At 63.4% G+C, this 6690-nt stretch carries 6 protein-coding genes and 1 pseudogene; 5 read left to right on the plus strand and 2 right to left on the minus strand.

All coding sequences use genetic code 11. The features are described from left to right. Window positions 1–114 precede the first annotated feature (114 nt). Genes EN742_RS19050 through EN742_RS19060 form a run of 3 tightly spaced genes read left to right on the plus strand, consistent with a single transcriptional unit; the run spans window position 115 to window position 3126 of the window. A complete protein-coding gene (locus tag EN742_RS19050) occupies window positions 115–1224 on the plus strand; it encodes an ABC transporter substrate-binding protein (protein WP_126059279.1) in 1110 nt (369 codons plus the stop codon). Further along, window positions 1214–2293, plus strand: a complete 1080-nt coding sequence (locus tag EN742_RS19055; protein ID WP_126057157.1) for an iron ABC transporter permease — start codon at window positions 1214–1216, stop codon at window positions 2291–2293. The genes EN742_RS19050 and EN742_RS19055 overlap by 11 nt, the downstream gene beginning before the upstream one ends. Further along, the gene (locus EN742_RS19060; protein ID WP_127400037.1) at window positions 2287–3126 is read left to right on the plus strand and encodes an ABC transporter ATP-binding protein; all 840 of its coding nucleotides are present in this window, start codon (window positions 2287–2289) and stop codon (window positions 3124–3126) included. The genes EN742_RS19055 and EN742_RS19060 overlap by 7 nt, the downstream gene beginning before the upstream one ends. 66 nt (window positions 3127–3192) lie before the next feature. On the opposite strand, the gene EN742_RS19065 is transcribed toward EN742_RS19060, so the two are convergent. Further along, the gene (locus tag EN742_RS19065) at window positions 3193–4848 is read right to left on the minus strand and encodes an ATP-dependent Clp protease adaptor ClpS (protein ID WP_126057156.1); all 1656 of its coding nucleotides are present in this window, start codon (window positions 4846–4848) and stop codon (window positions 3193–3195) included. A 189-nt stretch (window positions 4849–5037) separates the two neighbouring features. After that, window positions 5038–5397 (minus strand): VOC family protein, encoded by a 360-nt coding sequence (locus EN742_RS19070; RefSeq protein ID WP_128333150.1) that lies wholly within the window; start codon window positions 5395–5397, stop codon window positions 5038–5040. A gap of 233 nt (window positions 5398–5630) precedes the next feature. On the opposite strand from EN742_RS19070, the gene EN742_RS19075 reads away from it, so the two are divergent. After that, complete coding sequence (locus EN742_RS19075; protein WP_126057154.1) at window positions 5631–6353, plus strand: NUDIX domain-containing protein; 723 nt, start codon at window positions 5631–5633, stop codon at window positions 6351–6353. Window positions 6354–6374: 21 nt separating this feature from the next. Beyond that, window positions 6375–6690, plus strand: a pseudogene (locus tag EN742_RS19080) (band 7 protein); the annotation flags it as partial.

Here is a 6690-nt window from a genome sequence, read left to right on the forward strand (position 1 = left end):
GTCTGGAATGGCTCTAAAAGATATTTCTTGAGATTTGAAGTCATCTTTTATAAGCCGCCTCTGACAATCCACCTAAGAGAGGGCGTGATGACTTTTGGAAGGATCGCGACGGGGATGATGGCGGCCGCTATCGTTGCCCTGCTGACGCTGGCCGCAAGGGCGGAGATGGTGAAAGTGACTGACGTCACCGGCCGAGAGATCGAGGTGAACGTTCCGGTCGAGAGGGTCATCCTGGGCGAAGGCCGGCAGGTCTATCTCGTCGCGGCGCTCGACGCCGAGGACCCGTTCAAGCGCATCGTCGGCTGGCGCGAGGATTTCAGCCAGGCGGATCCAGACAACTACGCCGCCTACCTCGAGAAATTCCCCAGGATGGCAGAGATTCCCACCTTCGGTGGCTTCAAGGACGGCACCTTCGATGTCGAGCAGGCCGTCTCGCTTAAGCCAGATGTCATCCTGATGAACATCGAGTCGAAGCAGGCGACCGAGGACGCCAAGTATATCGAGAAGCTCGCCTCCGCCGGCATTCCGCTCGTCTATGTCGATTTCCGCGAGCGCCCCTTCATCAACACCGAGCCCAGCATGCGCCTCTTCGGCAAGCTGTTCGGCAAAGAGGAGCGCGCCGAGGAGTTCATCGCCTTTCGCGCCGCCGAGATCGCCCGCGTCACCGACGTGATTGAGAAAGCCAAGCCGGCAAGGCCCAAGGTCTTTATCGAGCGTGCCGGTGGCTATTCGGAAGACTGCTGCATGAGCTTCGGCGATGACAATTTCGGCAAGTTCGTCGAGATGGCGGGCGGCGACAACATCGCTATGGACATCATTCCGGGCACGTTCGGCACGCTCAATCCCGAACAGATCATCGCCTCGAACCCGGATCAGATCATCGTCACTGGCGGCTGGTGGGAAGCCTATGTGCCGGGCGGCGCCTGGGTCGGTGTCGGCCCCGGCCGCGACGAGGCCGAGGCGCTGCGCAAGCTGAAGGCGCTGACCGAACGGCCGGCGCTGACTGGCGTGAAGGCCGTCGAGAACGGTCAGGTGCATGCCATCTGGCATCAGTTCTACAACAGCCCCTATCAGTTCGTCGCCATCCAGCAAATGGCGAAGTGGCTGCATCCGGATCTTTTCGCCGACCTCGACCCCGAAGCGACCTTCAGGGTGCTGCACGAGAAGTTCCTGCCGGTCGCCTACAGGCCGGGCCACTGGGTCTCGCTGACCGATGTCGATTGAGACGACGGCCGCCGGCGCCGCGGTCGATCGCACCGAGGGACGAGGGCGTTATCGCGCCCTCGTCTGGCGACGGCAGATCATTCTCGCCGGCCTTTGCGCCGCCCTGCTCTTGAGCCTCTGCGTCGACCTTGCGGTCGGTCCAGCTCGCTATGGGCTCGGTGAGGTCGTGCGGGCGCTTCTTGCTCCTGATACGGTGCCGCAGCAGGTGCGCGTGGTGCTCTGGGAAATCCGCATGCCGGTGGCGCTGATGGCCATCGTCGTGGGAGCGGCGCTCGCCGTGGCCGGCGCGCAGATGCAGACAATCCTCAACAACCCGCTGGCGAGCCCCTTCACGCTCGGTATATCAGCCGCCGCGAGTTTCGGCGCAGCACTTGCACTGGCCTTCGGCGTGAGGCTCATCCCCGCCGCGGTCGAATATGTCGTGCCGATCAACGCCTTCGTGATGGCGATGCTGGCGGCGTTCCTCATTCACATGCTGAGCGTCAAGCGCGGCGTCAGCGTGGAGACCATCGTGCTGCTCGGCATCGCGCTGGTCTTCACCTTCAACGCGCTGCTCGCGCTCGTCCAGTTTTTCGCATCGGCGGAAGCGCTGGCGGCAGTCGTCTTCTGGACCATGGGTAGCCTCACCAAGGCCACCTGGCCCAAGCTCGCCGTCACTACATTCATTCTCCTCGCAGTTTTGCCCATTTTCGCGCGGCGCGCCTGGGCGCTGACGGCGCTGCGGCTGGGCGAAGACAAGGCAGCCAGCTTTGGCGTCAAGGTCGGTCGCTTGCGGCTGGAGACGCTGATGCTGGTGACTCTTCTCGCCGCCATCCCCGTCGCCTTCGTCGGCACCATCGGCTTCATCGGCCTCGTTGGTCCGCATATCGCACGGATGGTCATCGGGGAGGACCAGCGCTTCTTCCTGCCCGCGTCGGCCCTGTCGGGCGCGCTGATCCTGTCGGCGAGCTCCGTGGTCAGCAAGTCGCTCATCCCCGGGACAGTCTTCCCGATCGGCATTGTCACCTCGCTCATCGGCATTCCGTTCTTCATCTCGCTCATCCTGTCCAGCGCGAGGCGCTCATGGTGACGATCCAGCTCGACGCGCTCGGCGCGCGCTACGGCAAGAGTCTTCGGCTTCGGGATGTGACCACACCTGCGTTCGAGGGCGGCGACATCGTGGCCGTGATCGGCCCGAACGCGGCCGGCAAGTCGACGCTCTTCAGGCGCATCTCCGGGCTTCTGCACGGACCGGGCCAGGTGCATGTCGACGGTGCGTCCCGGGGGCGGAATGCCATCTGCTACATGCCGCAGGACACCTCCGCCAATGCGGTGCTCACCGTCTATGAGTCGGCGCTGCTCGCCCGCAAGCAGGGAATGGGCTGGTCTGTGGGCGACGATGATCTGGCTTGCATCGACGAGACTCTGGCGGCGCTCGGCATCGCCGACATCGCTTTCCGCAATGTGGGCGAGCTTTCCGGCGGCCAGCGGCAGCTCGCCAGCCTGGCGCAGACGCTGGTGCGCGAGCCGGAAATCCTGCTGATGGACGAACCGACATCGGCACTCGATTTGTCGCGGCAGGTGGAGGTGCTCGGCCTCATGCGGGAACTTGCCCGGGCGCGAGGCATGGTCGTGCTGATCGCCCTGCACGACCTCAATCACGCCCTGCGCTTCAGCGATCAGGCGATGGTCATCGCGGATGGCCGGCTGGTCGCATGCGGGCCGTCGCCGGACATCATCACATCCGATCTGCTCCGGGATATTTATCACGTCGACGCGCGCGTCGAGCCGTGCTCGCGCGGCATCGGCCACGTCATCGTGGATGGCGTGGCGGATGGGCGTCGGACGGTCGTTATGTCGGCAGCGGAAACTGAATCCGGGATCCGGAGGAGATTCGAAGCGGCAGCCGTTCCGGCCGCATGACGGCAACCGCATTACGCCGCTTGCAGCGAACAGGTCGCCGTCACCTGCCCCTATTCGGCCACTGGCTCAGCAACTCGATGGCCCGTCGGTTGCGCCGCCAAGCAGCCTGACGTTGAGCCGGCCGCCGGTGAACAGCATGTCGTCCAGGGCCTCGGCCAGATCCTCGGGGGTCACCACCTCTCCGTCGCCACGCATGATGCTGGTCTGCGCGGTACGGCGCATGAGCTCCTTGATGAACGCCGCGCTGACCCCCTTCGTCCGCGCCACAGCTTCGCTCACGATCTTATCGGAAAGTTTCAGCCCGCCGCCATAGAGGCGCACCAGCTTCTCCCGGCAGTCGTCGTCCGGCAGCGGCACCTCGATGGCTTGGTCGATACGTCCCGGCCGCCCGGTGAGAGCGCCTTCAAGTTGCTCGGGCCGGTTGGTGGTCAGGATGAACAGGATGTCGGCATTGTCCTTCAAACCGTCCATCTCGTTGAGCAGGGTGTTGAGGAGCGCTTCCTCGCATGGACCTCCCATGCTCTCGCGGTCGCGGGCAATCAGGTCCACGTCCTCGATCACGACCGTAGCCGGCTGTAGCAGGCGCGCCAGGGTCATGTATTGCGACAACAGGCCCATCTGGTCGGCCGTTATGATCAGTGTCGTGTGGCCAGGGAGATTGGCGGCGAGGTGACGTATGGTGTGCGTCTTGCCGGTGCCCGGCGGGCCGTAAAGCAAGATGCCCTTGCGCGTCGATTGCCCAAGCCGTCGCAGCGCCTCCCGGCTCTCGATGAACCGGATCACGTTGCGGTCGAGAAGCTTCAAAGTCCGTTCCGGCAGGATGATCGCGTCGCGCTGCACCTGCGGCAAGCGATGGACCATCACTCCCTTGGAGCGGCCGCGATAGTCACCTTCCGACTCGAGCGAGAGAACCTTGCCGCGGTAGGATCGCGCAGCATTGATCGCGGCCTCCAGTTGGGAGAAGCAACGGTCCACAAGGGCAACGCCATCCTCGCCGGCCGGCACCGCGATCTCGACGCAGGTTCCGGCCTCGTGACCATACTCACGGTGAAAGGACAGCACGACCGCGTAGTGCAGGTCTCCATCCCGATTGAGCCACAAGCCATTGTTGAGGCACTTGATCGGATCGCTCTCGCCGATATCGACGTCCTGGTACTGCGCTGCCGAGATGGTGACGGCGAACTGACCTTCCTTCGTCAACGCGGCAAAGGTCAGCGTCTCGTAGCGATGTTGCTCGTAGAGACCGAAGAAGCGAACCGGCGAGGCCGAGAACAGCTTGTCGAGCGCCACCTGCACGTCGGCGCGCATGTGGCCGGGAAACTGGCGGGAGGTCGCGATGATCTCGTCATGCGCCAGTCCGTCGAAATGCCAGGCGATCGCTTCATGGGCATACTTGAACTTTTTGTTGCGCGGAGCCTGTGCGGCATGGCCGGCCGTGGCCGCGCCTTCAGTTTCGCCGGGAGCGGCGGTGATGCGAAGCGGGTGACCGGCAGCCTTGATGCGCTGCTGCGCGGTGTCCAGCATCGCCTTCGCCACCGCGAAAGGGTAGCTGCCGCACACTGCCTTTCCCTGCTGCGCCACCGTCGCGGTCAAGGCCTCGGCCTCTGCCTCCGATCGATCGAAGACCGAGCGAACGAGATTGACGACAAACTCCCATGGGGTCTGATCGTCATTGTGAATGACAAGCTGCAGATCGATTGTCTCGGCGGGCGTATCGCGCAAGGTAACGGCTCGCTTCCCAGCTTGCTGCAGATCAACACTATATGCGTCAGGTTGCACGAATTGTTAACAACTTAAAGAGGACCGCTAAGAGCAACTGCCTGCCGCTGGGGATGTCGTCAGGCGGAGCGCTTAGCATTTGTATTCTGAGTTCGGGATGTTGCGCGCAGAGCAGGCGGTCAGCGGCATTGATTACTTGAATTCAAACAGTTCAATCAGGTTGCCCGATGGGTCTTTCAGAAGCCTGGCTCGACCGGCTCCCGCCTCGCTGATTTCGCCCCTGAATTCGGCCCCATCGGCATCCAACCGGCTGATGAGCCCATCCAAGTCCTTCGTGACAGCCATGAACCGGTTCCAGCCGCCAGGCTCCGGATTGCCGCCGGCAGTGCCTCCGCTGCCCGCTCCCGGGGCGCTCAAATAGAGCGTCAGGTCATCACGAACAAGCGCTGCGAACTTGCCGGGATTGTGCATGTTCACCGAGAACTCGAGTCTGTCGCGATAGAACTCGACCGATCTATCCACGTCCGTCACGATGTACCGGATGGAGGCCATTGCGCGAGCTCCGTCTTGACCGCACAGCTTTACTTGCAAACGCGCGGATCTGCGTGGCGTTCCAACAGCACCCCGAACAGCCTGACATCGAGTTAACGGCGATCAGCGCACAAGACAGGGGCATGGACGATCTGCGCTCACCTTTCTTGACCGTCTCTCGAACTCCTGCGTGTCAGTTGACATATATTCAAGATAGATATATGTAACTTGCGTAATAGGCATGAGACACGTTGATGACCGAGACCGATTTCCTCAAGGATTACGACCCCAACGCATTCCAGCGGCCGTCGGTGGCGGTCGACCTCGTCCTGCTGGGGCTGCGCGACGGCCGTCCCACGGTCCTGCTGCTCAAACGCGACCAGCATCCGCATGCGGGCCGCTGGGCGTTGCCGGGCAGCTTTGTCGGCATTGACGAGTCCCTCGATGCCGCTGCCGCGCGGGTGCTGCGCGACAAGACCGCAATTGAGGGTGCTCGCCTCGAACAGCTCTACACCTTCGGCGCGGTCGATCGTGACCCGCGCATGCGCATCATCAGCGTTGCCTATCTCGTTCTGCTGACCGAGACGGCCTTCGACGCGGCCGCGCGGGCGATGCCAACTTTGCTGCCCGCCGCGATCCATGTGCCCTGGGCCGGCGAGGCCGGCGGTCCGGTCAACGTGCTGTCGCCGGACAACGAAAAGCTCACGCTCGCCTTCGACCACGCCGACATCCTGGCGATGGCGATGCTCAGGCTGCGCGGCAAGCTCGATTATTCCGACGTCGCCTTCGCGCTGCTGCCGGAACTGTTCACGCTGCGGCAGCTCCAGGATGTGCACGAGGCAATTCTGGGTACCGCGCTCAACAAGCCGGCCTTTCGCCGGCGGCTGCTCGACAAGGGCTGGTTGGCGGCGACCGGCGCCTATGAGGCGGGCACCGCCTACCGACCGGCAGAACTTTACCGTTTCCAGCGTCCGTAACCGATTGAGGGAGAGACTACCATGGCCACCATCCGCAACTTCGGCTTCATCGCCCAGCTCCGCAGCGAGGCAAGCAGCCACGTCATCCGCTATCGCGATGGTCGCGTGAAGCAGAGCGGCCGCGGCCTGGTGTTCTGGTTCGCGCCGGAAACCGCCAGCATTGCCGAAGTGCCGATGGACGACCGCGAGATGACACTGTTCGTCAAGGGCCGCAGCCAGGATTTCCAGACCGTGGCCGTGCAGGGCACGATCGGCTGGCATGTCGTTGATCCCGGGCGGCTGGCGGAGCGCGTCGATTTCAGCATCAATCTGAGGACCGGCAAGCCGCAGGGCGAGC

It is taken from the genome of Mesorhizobium sp. M4A.F.Ca.ET.020.02.1.1, assembly GCF_004022645.1.
GTDB lineage: Bacteria > Pseudomonadota > Alphaproteobacteria > Rhizobiales > Rhizobiaceae > Mesorhizobium.

Coding starts and splice junctions, on each gene's coding strand:
- EN742_RS19050 (WP_126059279.1), top strand. CDS start 115: ATGATGGCGGCCGCTATCGTTGCCCTGCTGACGCTGGCCGCAAGGGCG.
- EN742_RS19055 (WP_126057157.1), top strand. CDS start 1,214: ATGTCGATTGAGACGACGGCCGCCGGCGCCGCGGTCGATCGCACCGAG.
- EN742_RS19075 (WP_126057154.1), top strand. CDS start 5,631: ATGACCGAGACCGATTTCCTCAAGGATTACGACCCCAACGCATTCCAG.
- EN742_RS19070 (WP_128333150.1), bottom strand. CDS start 5,397: ATGGCCTCCATCCGGTACATCGTGACGGACGTGGATAGATCGGTCGAG.
- EN742_RS19060 (WP_127400037.1), top strand. CDS start 2,287: ATGGTGACGATCCAGCTCGACGCGCTCGGCGCGCGCTACGGCAAGAGT.